Origin of the sequence: Aquimarina sp. AU474 (assembly GCF_900312815.1) — a bacterium.
Lineage (GTDB): Bacteria > Bacteroidota > Bacteroidia > Flavobacteriales > Flavobacteriaceae > Aquimarina.
Window position 1 is genome coordinate 218,664 of record NZ_OMPE01000007.1, and the last position, 13,917, is coordinate 232,580.

Sequence of the window (13,917 nt, forward strand, 5' to 3'; positions counted from 1 at the left end):
TTAATTCCTCTCATATGTTTGTAAGATTTTTTGGTGACACAAAAAAACCTTTAAAATTATTTTAAAATATTCTTTTTAGAATTAAAAAAGGTTTTATATTTGCACCCGCATTCAGGGAATACCTGATGAGACTAAACACTGGAGAAATGGCAGAGTGGTCGAATGCGGCAGTCTTGAAAACTGTTGAGGGTCACACCTCCGGGGGTTCGAATCCCTCTTTCTCCGCAAAAAGCCTTGTAATCTTTGATTTTCAAGGCTTTTTTAGTTCTTAAGCATTCCATACAAAGGCATAATAACTTTAAATTGAATATTGTATTACATAGTAACCCATCTGCGGTAATTATGAATACTTAGTAATAATACGCATGCTAGGGCTTTTCTTCATTGTTTCCCGCTTCACTAGACTCATTACCTATGGGTGTTTGAAATACATTGAATCCTATCCCAAAACCTAACCATACATCTCCATTATGATCCCATTGATATGTCGGATTGTTGTTTATATAATCAACACCTGTATACAATCCTACTTGCACCCGTTTATACTCCCCTTCTAACAATTTTAGACCTTTTATATCTTACGTTATCTATAAAACACCTTCTGTTGGGCCATATTGACCTTCTATTGGGCCATGTTGACCCAAATTTAGACACTGAAAGCCTAATTTTGAGTGTTGCATGTCTAATTTTGAGTGTTCCATGCCTAATTTTGAGTGTTCAGAGTCTAATTTTGAGTCTCTTTGCTTTAATTATGGGTATTCAAGGTCTAATTTTTCGTCTTTTTGGCCCAAAACTTCATTAAAAAGATCCAACAGGAGGTGTTTGTAGGTATTTGTAGCTGTCTTATATATTTACTTACTCATACCGACACTCGTCTCAGACGAGCGCTAGCGGGGAATACTTACAAAAGAAAAACTACTCCCCCTTAAAAAGATATTTATTGGTTTAATTAACAAATACTCTAGCTTTGAGCATGATGAGTTCAAATATTTTCGTAGTCAAGGATCTTGGAAAAAGTTTCGAATTTGATCTGATAAAACAAACTATTTCCTAAATCCTTGTACCATTTGACATTAATATCTTTAAAGTGTATATAGATTAGTTTGGAGTTGGTTCTCCGTTTCCTCCACCACCTATATTTTCAAAACAATAACCGCAAAGATCTCCATAATCGTTTACACATTGTATTGTAATAGACAATAGATCTCCTCCTCCCATATATCTAGCAGTAGTACCATTCGTTAATACACATACAACCCCTCCCCCTCGAATTGTGCTTTTTTCTTCACGATCTAGATTTCTAAATTTCCCCTTTAGTTCATTTAACTTTTTCATTCATACAGGTTTTAATGTTAATATATTCTAAATGTATAATAAGTTCTCAAAAGGCATCTAACCTTATTAATTGGTTAACAATCTTTTAACTTATGAATTTCAATCCCAAAGTATGTCTTCTTTAGCATATGTTAAACTTAATCATAGTCATAAATTGTATTATAAATTAATGTAATCAAGGATCTTGGAAAAGGTTTCCTATTTGATCTGATAAAACAAACTATTTTCTATACTTCCTAAAGGCCTGTACCGTTTGATATATGCCGTAGAAAATCAATATTTTTGTAGTAAAATGTAAAAGGTAATGCCAGATATTGGCATTATTATCTTCTAAAAAATCTATTCGATAAATTGGCGCAAAATTTCCAAACACTATTTTTAAATAATCAGGAGAAATAGATGAATAATCATATGGTCCTGGAAAAAATGAGCAATACAAGATAAATGAACCCAAGACATTTATCATAATGGTCCATGTTGCCGCTCTTAACCAATTAATACCAAATTCATTAGAACTTAAATTTAAAGACAAAAGAACTTTTTCACTAATTGATTCACCCAATCTTGTATTTCTCATTAAATCGGAAAACACTATTTTTTGCTCACATGATGCCGCATTTAACTCATCAAAGGTATTGCCATCTTCCTTAAACCTTAGCTTTAGTTTTCTTATATCTACAAGATCACTTTTTGTTGCACTACTAATATTAATATACCTTAATCGAAACTCATCTAATAATTGATGATCTATTTTTATTCTTCTTTTTACAGTCAAATTATTAATATGATAAATTTTTTGAAGCTTTGGTTCATCATGAGATCTCTCAACGACAAATTCATCGCACATTACTTTCTTAATCCTACATTCTCGCCATTCTGAAAAAAAAGTAATTTTTAAATATTTAATAATACAATTTTCTATGATTATAGGATTCAACCAACCCTTAACTTCCATAAAGTATATTTCCGAAGAGCGAATAAAAACATAATTTATTAAGTAACCACTATGAGGATTAAGTTCTAAATCTACCCCTTTCATTTTAGAGCTTTTAATATCCAAACTTACTAACAGGTCAACATCTTCCGGTTTATCATAATCTTTTATTTTTAAGATTTTAAAGAGAACATCAACATTGAAAACCACATCTACATTTGCGTTTTCAATAATCAATTCTAGTTTTATATACTTTTTATTTTTACCACGAGTTGGTCCTGTATATTCAGTTAATTCGAAATATTCTGCAAACTCAGAAACGGTAGTTATCTTTTTTTTAATCATTCTAAATATCTGTAATTAATTCAAATATATGCCTAGGGAAACTCCCTCTCATTGGCGCATTTAATTTATTCTGCCATTCACAAATTACATAGCTTTCATCGACACCAATAACATTCATGTGGGCATTTCCATCTTTGAGTTTTACTAGATCACCGCTTTTCATTTAACTATATTTTTATTGTCGATAGTATTAATGATAAGTTCCTTCGTTTTTTTGACATAATTCGGAAATCAAGGGAATACAACTGTATCATCAAAATTTACAACCAAATTTCTAAGTCTTTTATCATTAGAAATAATTCGACTAGCAGATTTATAGATACTTATAAATGATCTATATTGATCTTCTAAATTATCTTGTAAATCCCCTCTTTTCGGAATATGAATACGTTTGCATTTTTCAGAATTTAATATTTCTTCTAACAAAGTCTTGTCTGTCATCCCTAATGAGTGTCCCAGTACCAATACATCATATTCGAGATAATAATCAATTGCGTGACTCTGTATATTCAAATAATTATTAGTTTTTGCATAATCATATGTTTTAAAACCATCAAGCAATTCGTCAATTTCTAAATCTCGTAACATTTTATATTCTTCGGATTGATCATCTCCATATCCGAAAATAATCTCATTATTCAACGTTCCATGAATGTGATTAACCTTAAATTCTAATTTTTGATCCTTATATAATTCATAATTATTTAAAGTAGGAGTATAATTAAAGTTTACTACATAAGCATTATTCAACCCCGCCTTATTACTTACATTGGTGTCCAAAAAAGCTCTAATATCCTGTTTAGGTTTTATTTTAAGTGTATTCAAATAATTACCTAATTCTTGTTTTATATGGTTTAATTCTGAGTTAAGTATTAAAGCATCTTCACTAATCCTTGCCTCTTCATTTATAGAATATTTCTTCGGTATTTTTAATAATTCTCTAAAGTAAACTTTCTCAACATTGAACCAATTATCATTAATGGAACCATATAAAGTTCCCAAAAGCTTATTAGTTAAAAAGCCATTTAGGGAAATTTTATGATTATGAATTGATTTATTAAAGTGATCCCAATTATCATTATTTACATAAGTTTTCAAAAAAGCTACAGAGTTATCAGGCCTCATTGAATTATCAAATAAAGAACTCAAATGTTGAGAATTAAACATTTCCAAATCACTACGACGATATCTAAGGGCGTTAACCAATTCTGGAGAGACAATTGAATCGATATAATAATCAGCAAAATGCGTGTAACTTGTTTTTAGACCATGTGCTAAATCAAACCCATTACCAATCAATACTATTAAGTTTTTAGTTTTGTACATATTATTACGAATACCCCCAAAACTTTTAATTCAGGGTTATTTTGTGGTACTTTAATATCCGGTATTACTATCTATAGATCTAGAAAATAAATCTCTGCTTACGGGGTGAGTTATCAAACTTTCATCATTATACTCTACTTTAAACAATTCGTTTATATGATTTTCATTTAAATCATCTCTTAACCATTCTCGTTCAAATTCCTTATCCAGTAAAACTAGTTGTCGATATTGACCATTTCTATTTTTACTATTATGAATTTTTGAGAAAAAAGGGCTAGCTTCTTTCGTAAACATCGTAAAACTAACTACTCCATCGAGGGTGAGTAAATAAATCCCCGCTATCTTATTTGGATTTATTAATTGGATATTTCCCCTCTGTATCCAGTATTTCATTGAATTCCATATTTACGTACTTGTATTCCCTTGTTTCCACTATCAATATACAAAATATTCAGTACTAAGATTCCCAATCAAACTTCTGTATCCAACGACCTAACTTATTCACTTCTTTTAATTTTGATTTTCGCTGTTTGACAGTAAATCCTTTTATAATTAATTGTTTTTCTATCAAGTTTCTAAATTCTTGAATTTCAATATTAACATGATTAAATTTCTTGCCATCAAAACAAAAACTACAATAATTGCTATTATTATCGAATTTATTATCATATCGTAAATCCATACCGCAGCTTTGACAAAACGGATCTCTTACTTTTAATTTTAAATAATCCGAATACAAAACCGCATCTCTAATAGTTTGATTTTTTTGAAGTTTATTTATACCAAAAATTATTAATACCAATCCTACAATTCCAAGAAAGATTGAACCTAAGAGATCATGTACAAGAAAAGTTTTTTCGTTTTTATATTTTACTTCACTTACTTCATATGATTGTATCAAAGAATCGAATTTAGCTTCGTGTTCTGTTAACTCATCAGTAGTTTCCTTTAGTAATTTAATTTTAATATTTAGATATAAAGAATCATTAGGAAAACTACTGTTCAATTTTTTAATTGAATCTACTTTATTAAATATAAGAGTACGTTCTTTACTCTTCTTTTCGATTTCATAAAGAGTTAATTCTGAACTTTCTAAAAAATTTCTTTGTAACGAAAAGTAATCGGTAACCTTGTACACCAAATTATAAATTAATATACATCCAAAGACCACGAATATAATCCAAGTGTTATTTGTTGATGGTATTCCAGGTAGGCTCATTATTCGGATTTAATTGTAAATATTATCCAATGTAAGAGTTATTCGTTTTTAATCATTATGGTAATCCGTAATGTCACTAAAGTAATGGCAGTTAATTCAAATTAAGCCAGTAAGAAAACTATTCATAATCATAAAATGTATTACCTTTAGTGGATAAACGTAACCCCCTTTCAATAGAAAAACTTATTTCTTTTGATGAGGGGTTTGTTATTTTATAAACTAATTAACCTAAAAATTTGCATGAACTTCAATAAAAGCATAATTCTTTTAATTACGATTTCTCTTATAATATCTAGTTTTCAAAGTTGTGTTTCCCGAAAGAAGGTTGATGAAATGATAGCATATGAGAAAAATAAAGCTATCGAAACAACAAGAATAAATGCTGAGAAAGAATATGAAAAAGAAAGACGGTTAACCCAAGAGTTATTTGACCAAGAAATAAACCAAATTTGGGGTAAATATAATAAAGCTGAATCTGAAAAAAATGAATATTTGATCCGATTAGGTAAAGCTCTTTCGCGAATAGAAGCTTCTAATCAGGCTTCATTTGTTCCAAGTGAAGGATATAAAAATGAACTCCTTCTAAATGAAATATATGATGAAACACAAGCGCAAACACAAAATTATGACAATGCCCCGGACTATTCTCAATTAAATCCTGCAGAAATGACTTACTTATTAAATCAAGCAGGTTTAAATCCCTCGAATGAGGATGCCATAAAATTCACTAATCTTTTTAGTGGAGGTTATGATATGCCGGTTGAATATATAAGTAGAACAAATGCAAATGATGAATCTAGAGTAACCTTAAAAAACAGTAATTGTCCTTTTGAAGCTTTAATTAGAGCCAAATTCTCCGACATTAAAGTAAAATATATTGATGAAAACGAAACTTGGTATTATCGATTCGGGCAAAAAACCAAAAAATCATTCTTTGGAGATTTTTACTTTTTAGAAATATTCTCTGTTCATCTTCTTAATAATTCAAAAGCCGATTTTCAAATTAAATATTTTGAGTCTTTTGAAAAAAGGTTAGGTAGAATAAAGAATACGAATATTCAGGGTAATGGACTAAACAATTTTATGAATCCTATAAATCAGTGTTATGAATAAGAACAAAATGAGACACATACTTGCTATAACTATAGTGTCATTCTTTTTATTAATGATAGCTTTCATTTTTATACTCCCGTATATTGCCGGGTTAAAAGGAACAAGTGGCATAGATGACTTAACATATTCATTTATTGAAAAATTCTCTTCCCTTTTTAGTGGAATAATAGGTATAATATTGGGATATTATTTTGGTACTAATCGAAGTAGTTGAAATGCAATATGGAAGATTCTGAAAATGAAATTAGTAATAAACTAGCTGACCTTGAAGTAAGACTTCTTGAACAAGAACATCGTCCATTAATTATTATTAAAAATTTCATTAATCGTAGACAATGGCCAAAAAATGATCCTAGACGTAAAGCAGTATTCGCCTCAATGATTTGGAGATTATTTTTCTCACCAGCGGTAATAGCTGCAAGCGGCGGATTTATTGCACTGGTATCACTTGGTGTTTTAGTTTGGCAGACAACAATATTAAGGGAGCAAAATAATAAAATAGTAGAACAAAATTATTTGGTGGAAGCTCAACGTCGGTCATCATTGCAATTTGAACTCTCGGAAATTTTTAATCGAATTGATCAAGAATTAGTCAATGATAAATCGATAATTTCTCAAAAACTAAAAAGCAGAATAATAGCTGTGACGATATCCATGAAGCCGTACAAAAGCTTTGACGGGGATACTTTGTCCGAATCTTATAGTTATGAAAAGGGTCATCTTTTCGCTTATTTAATTAATAGCGGAATGTCTGCTCAAGATCTGAATTCGATCTTATCTAGAAGCAACTTTACTTATATGAGGCTAGAAAACGTGGTATTAGGACTACCACGTAAATTCTTAAAACTCTCTGATTTTAAATTTAAGAATTGCTACTTAAAGAATGTTGGTTTTTATAATATGGAATTTAGCCACGTTCTGATTGAAAACTCAACTTTTGTAGAGGTTAATATGGAAACATCATTTTCTCTTTATCTAAAAAAAGGATCAAGAATTATCCATAGCTCGATTGCATATGAGAAAGGTGACATGCCTTTAACAATTAGAATACAAAATTCTTCTATTGAGAACTCAAAAATCCGCTCTCATCATAGAGTAATCATTATGGCAAGAAAGAAAGAGAATCAAATAATACAAAGCCAAATTAGATCTAATGAATTAAGAATAGGAGTAACTCAAGATGCAAGCAAGCTAATTCTTAGTGATATTTGGTTTCAAACTCATCATAAAACAGGGAAATTGGTTTTAAATGATAAGAAAAAGGAAAAATTAATAATACATAATCTTTTTTCCAAAAATGCATTTTTAGATAAAGATTATAAATATTCCCATATGACTAAGCAAAAAATCCATTGTGAAGAAGTGTACAAAAATAACTCATGGTTAAACTCACTAGGAAATAATACTGAATTACTTGAATATGGTTATAGAGCGGAATTTAATGGGAAAATAACCAAAACACCAACAATGTATATATATAATTTAAATTAAAGTAATATCTTCCTTAAATAGCTTATGTATATATTCTGAATGTAACTCGGCATTATGTGGGTTTTCTAGACAATGAAAAAGTAAATGTATTAGTCCATAATCTCCTAAAGAATCACGATACTCATATCGCTCCTTATTCTTAACCCATAGTATAAAGCTGCATAAATGGCCTACTGCACCAATCTTCTTACTATTCCCTAAGCACTCTTGGAAATCTTCTAATGACATATGAGTGTATTCAATGTGTTTACGCTTACAAAAGTTGTAAAGGAATTTTCAAAAGAAAATAGTAAACCACTTAAAAAGGAAAAATTGTTTGGTAAACAACTTATTAGATTTAATAGAATAAGTGAATTAATGTTTATCTAAAGACCTGATCTTGATGATATTATTATACACTACTACTATTAATTTGTGTTAATGTATACATTACTACTACTAATTAGGTTTTCTATGTTCTATTCTTATTTTTTGTTTTTAATTTTAATTTATTATTAATCTTAAAAATTCAATCATGTTAAAAAACATTTCAAATTTGGGTAAAACTCTTAGTAAAACTGAACAACAAACTATTCATGGAGGTGGTAGCTGTAAATATAAATGTAAGAATGGAGATCTATATATCCTCTCTTGTGAAGTAGGTTATGATCCTTGCGCAGTATTAAGCATTACTAATTCTCCTAATGCTATTAGCTCTCTTTAAATCAAGAGCATTGTTCTTTTAATTACTGTTATTTTGGTGGGCCATTTAAGATCTAATTAAACTTTTGGATCAAATGGCCCGATTATAATTTTATAGTTGGACCCGAAAAAAGTCCTGGTTAACCTCTGCCGCCGCTAGTTTGCAACTAGTGTGCCACACAACCCAATGCCTAGACTATAAAAAAACAACCATAAGTTACAAAACTCATAGCTGTCTTATATATTTACTTACTCATACCGACACTCGTCTCAGACGAGCGCTAGCGGGCGAATTTTTTGAAGATGCATCATATTCTTCAATACAAGTATTTTCTATATCAAGTCCTTTCGTTTAATAATTTTTTCTGAACATCGAGATTTACAATGAACAAACTCTATTAATACAAATAGTAACTATCTATAACCCATCGCATTCAATTTTTTGAATAGTTCTTTTTTATCTGTAATCCCGGATTCTAAAACATAAATTATCGCTTTGCGAACAAAACTATTTAACTCGGTTAATTGAACATTAGAGTTTTTAGATATTTTATCTCGATTACCATGTACAATATAGCTTCTTGTATTGTATATCTTTTTAATTTTAGCATAGTTGACTTGAAACTCGTCTTCATTCTTAGAGATGATTAAAGCCAAATGCCTAGAGACTGTATGAGAAATTTGATATCTATCAAAATTTAAAAGGCTTTCTAATGCGGTCATAAGACAAGTAAATGTGGTTTCGAAACTATCTGTGAGATACGTTAATTCCAAATTTTCTAATGCGATTTTACACAAGTTATTATCCAGATTAACCCTTTTAAGAAATTTTACTAGATCTTTGGTTTCGGTTTCATCAATCCTAAAATCATTATGCAATCCTCTATGAAGAGGTCCTAATAAAGTTATTCCTGCTAACTCATTTTGTTCGTTAATTGAACAAAATTTAAAAGGAGATAATCCACCTGGTTTAAATAAATGTAATTTGCTTATTAAAGGATTAACAATCTCATACGCAAGCTCTCTAATTTTTTCAATTAATTTATTCTTATTAAATGTATCTATGCTTTGACAAACGGTAAACACTCCTTTATTTCTATCCAATTCTTCTCGGAATCCTAAATTTTCTAAAACATTAAAAAACTCATGACTAAAAGCGCCTGTTGTGTATTTAATTCCCATTGTTCTAGGTGTATCAATAGAAAAACCACCTATTAACACTCTAAACATGTTTTCGAACTCTTCGGGGTTATATGATTTAAATTCATAACCCTCATTTTTTAGGTATGGGTTTAATAATTCTAGACTTGGCGTGCTATTTCTTAATATTGCAATATTTTTATACATGAAGAAAACTTATAGTTCTTAGCATAGTCTTTTGGTTATATATCATAATAAAAATAGAATTTGGAGTGCGTTTTTTTTGGGCTAAAAGTAGTATCTATTAGATTTAAAACACATCTGTAGTATACCCTACAGTTTCGCTTATCTTGTTCATAAATTTTCTGTTATCTCGCGTTATACCATGGATAGCGTAAATAGTTTTTCCATTATTGCCAAACAACCTTAAAACCCGGGCTATTCCGTAGTATTTGGTTTTTGTTATTTCTGACCATGAATACTTAGAAACATTTCCGTTTTTAGTTACCGAAAAACCATTTTGGTGATATGCAACCCGAGCGGTTCTAAATCGTAACACCTGTATACCAACATAAGAAGAGTATCCTGCAAAAAATATAATCACCGGTATGCCCCCTATAGACAAGAATCCTTCTTCTTTAATTATCATAAGCATCCAAATGCATGAGAATACAGTTACACTGCATAGAAATAAAACAACAAAATATGTAATGATTTGATGTATTACGAGATTAGATACCATATATTCTCTTTCACTGTTTCTGAATGTTTGGCTTTCAAGGTTTTCTTCCATTACAATTATTTAAAATTAAAAGTACCTACTCTTATCTTAACATAAAAATAATAATTAAAGCTTTTAAGGATACTAAGTTCAATTATATTTGGAATAGGTTTTAAAACATAGGTATATTATACTAAAACCTGCCATTTGTACAGCCAAAAATTAGAAATACTATGGAATATAATAGAAGAAATTTTATCTCCTTTTTAGGTAAAGCTAGTTTAGGAGTTATGATCACTCCTCCGTTCTTAATACGTTGTGGTAATACCACTACTCCACCAAATACAGAAAATTTTTCTGAAGAAAATCTTAAAAGATTAAAAAAAATAGTTTTAGAAAGTCTAGCTCCATCTGATAAAGATGATTTATTGCTTACCAATGGACTAGATTATCATACCATAGTAAAATGGGGAGATAAAATTAGTAATCAAGATACATTTGGATTTAATAACGATTTTACTTGTTTTATTCCACTTGATGAAAACAATCCTAAAGATGGATTATTATGGGTAAATCACGAATATGTAAATCCGCTTTATGTTTCTGACTTTAATTATAGAGAGCATGAAGATCCTACAAAACATAGAACCAAAGAGCAGGTAGATAAAGAAATGTACGATGTTGGCGGAAGCATTGTAAGAATTAAAGAGGTTAATGGGATGTGGGAAATTGTAGAAAACGATCCACATAATAGAAGAATTACTGGTAAAACACCTATAGAATTAAACTGGGATACGCCAATAAAAGGGAAAAACACAGTGATAGGAACACTTGCAAATTGTTCTGGAGGTATTACGCCTTGGAAAACTTTTATTACTTGCGAAGAAAATTACGATGGTTTTTTTGGAGAAACTACATATGATGAAAATAATGTTGCAACCCATATACCAAGTGAATATTATGGCTGGGAAAATTTTTATGATTATCCACCAGAACATTATGGTTGGGTAGTAGAGGTAAATCCAAAAGATGGAAAAGCTCAAAAACATATAGCACTCGGACGGTTTGCTCATGAATGCTGCACACTCTACGAATTAGAAGATAAACGAATAGTTGCTTATACTGGTGATGATAGAAACAATGAACATTTGTATAAATTTATTTCATCCAAACCAAGTTCTCTAAAAGAAGGAACACTTTATGTAGCCGATACTATTAATGGAAAATGGCTCGCTTTAGATTGGGAAAACCAACCTATTTTGAAACGTAAATTTAAAAATCAAACCGAGGTACTGATTAGAGCAAGAGAAGCGGCAAAACTATTAGGTGCTACTGCATTAAATCGTCCAGAAGATATTGAAATAGATCCTATCACCGGGAACATACTTGTTTCGTTAACTAATAACAAAAGCAAAAATGATTTTCATGGTTCTATTCTAAAAATTGAAGAAACCCATGGAGCTTTTGATGCATTAACATTTAAGGCATCTACTTACATAGCAGGAGGCGAAGAAAATGGTTTTTCTTGTCCCGATAATTTAGCATTCGATTTATCAGGAAATCTTTGGATAACATCAGACATGTCGGGAAGTGCGATGAACAAAGAAGATAAACCATATATGCCATTTAAAAACAATAGCTTATTTGTAATTCCGAGATATGGAAAAGATGCCGGAAAAGTAATTCGAGTTGCTTCAGCTCCAAAAGATGCTGAACTTACTGGTCCTTGGTTTTCTCCAGATGGAAAAACGTTGTTTTTAAGTGTTCAACATCCTGGTGAACAAACTGAAGATTTAGACAATCCAACGAGCAAATGGCCTTTTGATGGAGACAACATTCCTAAACCAGCAGTTGTTGCCATTACAGGTGATTTAATCGAAAAGATGAATAAACTAAATCAAATAGAATCCAACCTTTAAAAATATTTATAGAATGCTTTTATTAGAAAAGTATTCTTATTCTAGGCAAATCTGGATAACTTTACACCTATACAAAGAAAATAAATATGTCAACAGTTAAAATAGGGATCATCACTGTAAGTGATAGAGCAAGTGCTGGAGTGTATGAAGACATTAGTGGAAAAGCAATCATAGATACTTTAAGTGAATATTTAATTTCAACATGGGAAAAAAGATATAAGGTAGTTCCAGACGAACAAGAGGTTATTGAAAAAACCATCATCGACATGGTAGATAATCAAAATTGTTGTTTGGTTATTACAACGGGGGGTACAGGTCCTGCAAAAAGAGATGTTACACCCGAGGCCACCGAGGCTGTATGTGATCGTCTAATGCCCGGTTTTGGAGAGCTTATGAGAGCCGAATCATTAAAATATGTACCAACTGCTATTCTTTCAAGACAAACTGCTGGCCTTAGAGGAGATAGTTTAATTATTAATCTACCTGGAAAACCAAAATCAATAAGAGAATGTTTAGATGCTGTTTTTCCTGCTGTACCATATTGTATTGACCTTATGGAAGGCCCTTTCTTAGAATGTAATGAAGATGTAATAAAGCCATTCAGGCCTAAGAAAAAATAAAAGCCAAAAGTTAATAAACAATACTTAGAAAAATATGGAGTCTATCATTACTGTTGTTGGGTTTTTGGGAGCTGGAAAAACAACATTGTTACGATATTTAATAGATAAATTTACTAATAATGGCTGGGATCCTTTTGTTATTCTTAATGATTATGAAAACGCAAATATTGATGCCCAGCAGCTTACAAACAAGATAGAGTTAAAGTCTATTAAAGCACTTAGTGGTAGCTGTATATGTTGTGGTGGTATAATGGAACTTAGAAATACAGTAAATAGAATTCCTGAACGAATAAACGGAATCACTCTAATTGAAGCTAATGGAACTTCTGATGCTTGTTCCTTAATGGAATTCCTTGGTGTAGGTATCAATGATAGGTTTTTTCCACCAATACAAATATCTGTTGTAGATGTTAAAAACTGGCAAAAGCGTGGAGAGCATAACGAACTTGAGTCAAATCAGATTCAGGTTTCTTCTCTTATTATTTTAACGCATCTTGCAAAAACATCAGCAAGCAGACAAACTTTTGTGATTAAAGAACTGAAAGAACTCAACCCAACAGCCAAAATTGTAACTATAGATGACCTAGATGTTTCTCTTCTTCCTGAGCTCTTACCATCTAATAATACTGCCAAAAAGTTCGATCATCAAAAAGCACATTGGGCTTCTTGTTCTACAGATTTACCAAAACTACCTCATATAAATTGCATTAATGATATTTGTTACACATTACCAAAAAGTATTCTTAGGGTAAAAGGTTGTACTAAAATAGGGCAAGAAAATGAGTATACTTATTTTGAACGCAAACCAGATGGAGAAATACATATTAGACCATTTAATGGAGTACCAATTACAGGACCTAAATTACTTACAATAGGACCAGGAAGTGAACCTTCTGTTTTAGAAAAAGCTATCAGTGAGAGCCTTATTACAGCAAATTTAAATCAATAATCAAAAATAAATAACAAGTTATTAATCATACAAGGTTAACACTTGCACTCCCTGGGTTATGGTATTGAAACAGGGTTTATATTGCAAACTTTAAACTAGGCACACTTCATAACTATACTCGAGA

The 13,917-nt window shown here is 30.6% G+C and carries 17 protein-coding genes and 1 tRNA gene; 8 read left to right on the top strand and 10 right to left on the bottom strand.

Annotated features, from left to right (window positions below):
• Positions 1 to 140 precede the first annotated feature (140 nt).
• A tRNA-Ser gene (locus DK508_RS07620) sits at positions 141 to 225 on the top strand.
• A gap of 143 nt (positions 226 to 368) precedes the next feature.
• On the opposite strand, the gene DK508_RS07625 is transcribed toward DK508_RS07620, so the two are convergent.
• The 7 genes from DK508_RS07625 to DK508_RS07650 form a co-directional block, all read right to left on the bottom strand.
• On the bottom strand, positions 369 to 560 hold the full coding sequence (locus tag DK508_RS07625) for a hypothetical protein (protein ID WP_109300148.1): 192 nt from the start codon (positions 558 to 560) through the stop codon (positions 369 to 371).
• 538 nt (positions 561 to 1,098) lie between these two features.
• On the bottom strand, positions 1,099 to 1,335 hold the full coding sequence (locus tag DK508_RS07630; protein WP_109300149.1) for a hypothetical protein: 237 nt from the start codon (positions 1,333 to 1,335) through the stop codon (positions 1,099 to 1,101).
• Positions 1,336 to 1,555: 220 nt separating this feature from the next.
• On the bottom strand, positions 1,556 to 2,614 hold the full coding sequence (locus DK508_RS07635) for a hypothetical protein (protein ID WP_109300150.1): 1,059 nt from the start codon (positions 2,612 to 2,614) through the stop codon (positions 1,556 to 1,558).
• A gap of 1 nt (position 2,615) precedes the next feature.
• A complete protein-coding gene (locus tag DK508_RS21055) occupies positions 2,616 to 2,777 on the bottom strand; it encodes a hypothetical protein (protein WP_160114597.1) in 162 nt (53 codons plus the stop codon).
• 68 nt (positions 2,778 to 2,845) lie between these two features.
• Entirely contained in the window at positions 2,846 to 3,940 is a 1,095-nt protein-coding gene (locus DK508_RS07640; protein WP_109300151.1) for an AbiH family protein, read from the bottom strand.
• Positions 3,941 to 3,991: 51 nt separating this feature from the next.
• A complete protein-coding gene (locus DK508_RS07645) occupies positions 3,992 to 4,333 on the bottom strand; it encodes an SOS response-associated peptidase family protein (RefSeq protein ID WP_160114598.1) in 342 nt (113 codons plus the stop codon).
• A 64-nt stretch (positions 4,334 to 4,397) separates the two neighbouring features.
• The gene (locus DK508_RS07650) at positions 4,398 to 5,159 is read right to left on the bottom strand and encodes a zinc ribbon domain-containing protein (RefSeq protein ID WP_109300153.1); all 762 of its coding nucleotides are present in this window, start codon (positions 5,157 to 5,159) and stop codon (positions 4,398 to 4,400) included.
• Between the two features lie 240 nt (positions 5,160 to 5,399).
• Between DK508_RS07650 and DK508_RS07655 the strand changes: the two genes are divergently transcribed.
• From DK508_RS07655 to DK508_RS07665, 3 genes are read left to right on the top strand one after another with little or no spacing between them, the layout of a single operon-like run.
• Complete coding sequence (locus DK508_RS07655; protein WP_109300154.1) at positions 5,400 to 6,272, top strand: hypothetical protein; 873 nt, start codon at positions 5,400 to 5,402, stop codon at positions 6,270 to 6,272.
• Positions 6,265 to 6,486 carry a hypothetical protein gene (locus tag DK508_RS07660; RefSeq protein ID WP_109300155.1) on the top strand — a complete coding sequence of 74 codons (222 nt, stop codon included), beginning with the start codon at positions 6,265 to 6,267 and terminating at the stop codon, positions 6,484 to 6,486. Before DK508_RS07655 ends, DK508_RS07660 begins: the two co-directional genes overlap by 8 nt.
• 8 nt (positions 6,487 to 6,494) lie before the next feature.
• A complete protein-coding gene (locus tag DK508_RS07665; RefSeq protein ID WP_109300156.1) occupies positions 6,495 to 7,763 on the top strand; it encodes a hypothetical protein in 1,269 nt (422 codons plus the stop codon).
• Here DK508_RS07665 and DK508_RS07670 read toward each other — a convergent pair.
• Entirely contained in the window at positions 7,755 to 7,991 is a 237-nt protein-coding gene (locus DK508_RS07670; RefSeq protein WP_109300157.1) for a hypothetical protein, read from the bottom strand. The genes DK508_RS07665 and DK508_RS07670 overlap by 9 nt on opposite strands.
• A gap of 286 nt (positions 7,992 to 8,277) precedes the next feature.
• Between DK508_RS07670 and DK508_RS07675 the strand changes: the two genes are divergently transcribed.
• Entirely contained in the window at positions 8,278 to 8,466 is a 189-nt protein-coding gene (locus DK508_RS07675) for a hypothetical protein (protein ID WP_109300158.1), read from the top strand.
• Between the two features lie 392 nt (positions 8,467 to 8,858).
• Here DK508_RS07675 and DK508_RS07680 read toward each other — a convergent pair whose 3' ends face one another.
• Entirely contained in the window at positions 8,859 to 9,791 is a 933-nt protein-coding gene (locus tag DK508_RS07680) for a HEPN domain-containing protein (protein WP_109300159.1), read from the bottom strand.
• 103 nt (positions 9,792 to 9,894) lie between these two features.
• Positions 9,895 to 10,377, bottom strand: a complete 483-nt coding sequence (locus DK508_RS07685; RefSeq protein ID WP_109300160.1) for a hypothetical protein — start codon at positions 10,375 to 10,377, stop codon at positions 9,895 to 9,897.
• A gap of 161 nt (positions 10,378 to 10,538) precedes the next feature.
• Here DK508_RS07685 and DK508_RS07690 point away from each other — a divergent pair, with 161 nt between their 5' ends.
• The 3 genes from DK508_RS07690 (at position 10,539) to DK508_RS07700 (ending at position 13,793) form a co-directional block, all read left to right on the top strand.
• Positions 10,539 to 12,224, top strand: a complete 1,686-nt coding sequence (locus DK508_RS07690; RefSeq protein ID WP_109300161.1) for a PhoX family phosphatase — start codon at positions 10,539 to 10,541, stop codon at positions 12,222 to 12,224.
• Between the two features lie 86 nt (positions 12,225 to 12,310).
• Positions 12,311 to 12,844, top strand: coding sequence for a molybdopterin adenylyltransferase (mog, locus tag DK508_RS07695; RefSeq protein ID WP_109300162.1), 534 nt, complete (start codon positions 12,311 to 12,313; stop codon positions 12,842 to 12,844).
• 34 nt (positions 12,845 to 12,878) lie between these two features.
• Positions 12,879 to 13,793: a GTP-binding protein gene (locus DK508_RS07700; protein WP_109300163.1), complete on the top strand. Its 915-nt coding sequence runs from the start codon at positions 12,879 to 12,881 to the stop codon at positions 13,791 to 13,793.
• Positions 13,794 to 13,917: the final 124 nt, after the last annotated feature.

What these genes read in the sequence shown, in the direction of transcription:
- DK508_RS07675 (WP_109300158.1), top strand. Translation starts at nt 8,278, where the DNA reads ATGTTAAAAAACATTTCAAATTTGGGTAAAACTCTTAGTAAAACTGAA.
- DK508_RS07700 (WP_109300163.1), top strand. Translation starts at nt 12,879, where the DNA reads ATGGAGTCTATCATTACTGTTGTTGGGTTTTTGGGAGCTGGAAAAACA.
- DK508_RS07660 (WP_109300155.1), top strand. Translation starts at nt 6,265, where the DNA reads ATGAATAAGAACAAAATGAGACACATACTTGCTATAACTATAGTGTCA.
- DK508_RS07685 (WP_109300160.1), bottom strand. Translation starts at nt 10,377, where the DNA reads ATGGAAGAAAACCTTGAAAGCCAAACATTCAGAAACAGTGAAAGAGAA.
- DK508_RS07670 (WP_109300157.1), bottom strand. Translation starts at nt 7,991, where the DNA reads ATGTCATTAGAAGATTTCCAAGAGTGCTTAGGGAATAGTAAGAAGATT.
- DK508_RS07630 (WP_109300149.1), bottom strand. Translation starts at nt 1,335, where the DNA reads ATGAAAAAGTTAAATGAACTAAAGGGGAAATTTAGAAATCTAGATCGT.
- DK508_RS07650 (WP_109300153.1), bottom strand. Translation starts at nt 5,159, where the DNA reads ATGAGCCTACCTGGAATACCATCAACAAATAACACTTGGATTATATTC.
- DK508_RS07680 (WP_109300159.1), bottom strand. Translation starts at nt 9,791, where the DNA reads ATGTATAAAAATATTGCAATATTAAGAAATAGCACGCCAAGTCTAGAA.
- mog (WP_109300162.1), top strand. Translation starts at nt 12,311, where the DNA reads ATGTCAACAGTTAAAATAGGGATCATCACTGTAAGTGATAGAGCAAGT.
- DK508_RS07690 (WP_109300161.1), top strand. Translation starts at nt 10,539, where the DNA reads ATGGAATATAATAGAAGAAATTTTATCTCCTTTTTAGGTAAAGCTAGT.
- DK508_RS07645 (WP_160114598.1), bottom strand. Translation starts at nt 4,333, where the DNA reads ATGAAATACTGGATACAGAGGGGAAATATCCAATTAATAAATCCAAAT.
- DK508_RS21055 (WP_160114597.1), bottom strand. Translation starts at nt 2,777, where the DNA reads ATGAAAAGCGGTGATCTAGTAAAACTCAAAGATGGAAATGCCCACATG.
- DK508_RS07655 (WP_109300154.1), top strand. Translation starts at nt 5,400, where the DNA reads ATGAACTTCAATAAAAGCATAATTCTTTTAATTACGATTTCTCTTATA.
- DK508_RS07665 (WP_109300156.1), top strand. Translation starts at nt 6,495, where the DNA reads ATGGAAGATTCTGAAAATGAAATTAGTAATAAACTAGCTGACCTTGAA.
- DK508_RS07640 (WP_109300151.1), bottom strand. Translation starts at nt 3,940, where the DNA reads ATGTACAAAACTAAAAACTTAATAGTATTGATTGGTAATGGGTTTGAT.
- DK508_RS07635 (WP_109300150.1), bottom strand. Translation starts at nt 2,614, where the DNA reads ATGATTAAAAAAAAGATAACTACCGTTTCTGAGTTTGCAGAATATTTC.